1 protein-coding gene is annotated in these 1,870 nt (G+C 43.2%); it reads left to right on the top strand.

The window, feature by feature from the left end:
* Positions 1-1,832: glycoside hydrolase family 31 protein (locus Q8907_16835; protein ID MDP4275935.1), on the top strand; the 1,832-nt coding region annotated here is incomplete at its 5' end.
* Between the last annotated feature and the right edge of the window lie 38 nt (positions 1,833-1,870).

Below are 1,870 nucleotides of genomic sequence, written 5' to 3'. Positions count from 1 at the left end.
ATTGCATCGATTATTATTTTATGGCCGGTGGGAATATAGACGGCGCAATTTCGTGTATGCGCGACCTTACCGGGCAGGTGCCTATGTTCCCATTGTGGACTTATGGATTCTGGCAGAGTAAAGAACGCTATAAAAGCCAGGATGAACTGGTTGGAGTGGTTAATAAATACCGTGAACTTGGAGTTCCTCTTGATGGTATTATTCAGGACTGGCAATACTGGGGCAATAATTATTTGTGGAATGCAATGGATTTTCTGAATCCTGAATTTCCCAATCCTAAGAAAATGGTTGACGATATTCACAACCAAAATGCTCATCTTATCATCTCTATCTGGAGTTCGTTTGGCCCGATGACAAGGCAATATCGTGAGATGGAACCTAAAGGTATGCTCCTGGATTTTCAAACCTGGCCACAATCGGGACTTGATAAATGGCCACCTGATATGAATTATCCTTCGGGAGTTAAACCTTATGATCCGTACAATCCTGAAGCTCGTGATATTTACTGGAAATATCTCAACAGTGGTCTTTTTTCTTTAGGAATTGACGGCTGGTGGATGGATTCTTCAGAACCCGATCATATGAGTTTTAAACCTTCGGATTTTGACCTGAAAACTTACCTTGGCTCTTTTCGTAAAGTTCGTAACGCTTTCCCGTTAATGACAGTTGGTGGCGTTTCTGAGCATCAGCGACAGGTAAGTTCAGATAAACGGATTTTTATTCTTACCCGTTCGGCCTTTGCAGGCCAGCAGCGTTACGGTGCTAACACCTGGTCGGGGGATGTGAATTCATCCTGGCAATCGTTACGAAACCAGATACCCGCCGGGCTCAACTTCACCTTAAGTGGTGTTCCATATTGGAACAGCGATATAGGAGGCTTTTTTGCAGGCGCATATAATAGAAATTGGAGCGATGGCTCCGGGGCAAAAAATCCGATGTTTCAGGAATTGTACGTACGCTGGCTCCAATTTGGGGCATTTACCCCGATGATGCGTTCGCATGGAACTGACGTTCCCCGTGAAATCTATAATTTTGGTAAAAAAGGAGAACCAATCTATGATGCCATAGAAAAGACAATTAATCTTCGCTATGCGATGCTTCCCTACATTTACTCGACTGCATGGTCTGTTACCCATAACCAGTCGAGTTTTATGCGTGCCCTGGCAATGGATTTTGACGATAAAAATGTCCGCAACATGAACAACGAATACCTGTTCGGTAAATCCATACTGGTGGCCCCGGTTATCACGGCGCAATATACCCCTGAAGCTGTAGTAAAAACTGATGCCGAAAGCGGATGGAACAAAAATTCAGGAACTGGGAACAAAGGTACTTCTGTGGATTTCACCAAGTCAAAGACCGCAAAAGTTTATTTACCGGCAGGTACTGTCTGGTATGATTTCTGGACCAACGAGAAACTTGATGGCGGACAGGAAATCACCCAACAAACGGCTATAGACCAGATTCCTTTATACATTAAGGCAGGAAGTATCCTTCCAGTCGGGCCTAAAGTACAGTTTGCTGCCGAAAAGAAATGGGACGACCTCGAGATCCGGGTTTACGGAGGGGCTAACGGCGAATTTATCCTTTATGAAGACGAGAATGATAATTACAATTACGAAAAAGGTTCTTTCTCAACCATTTCTTTTAATTGGGACAATGCCAAAAAAACTTTGACCATTGGAGAACGCAAAGGATCGTTTCCCGGGATGCTTACCAAACGGAAATTCCGAGTTGTTCTTGCTGAGAAAGGGAAAACGGCCGGTTTAAATGCCGAGAATTCTGGTAAAGAGGTTTCTTATACTGGCAAGAAACTGTCTGTAAAGTTATAAATATGTTGATATCTAATCAATTAACTAACTAACTGACT

It is taken from the genome of Bacteroidota bacterium, assembly GCA_030706565.1.
Taxonomy (GTDB): Bacteria; Bacteroidota; Bacteroidia; order Bacteroidales; family JAUZOH01; genus JAUZOH01.
The sequence above is the reverse complement of the archived record's forward strand: the minus strand, read 5'-3'. Positions and strand labels throughout refer to the sequence as shown.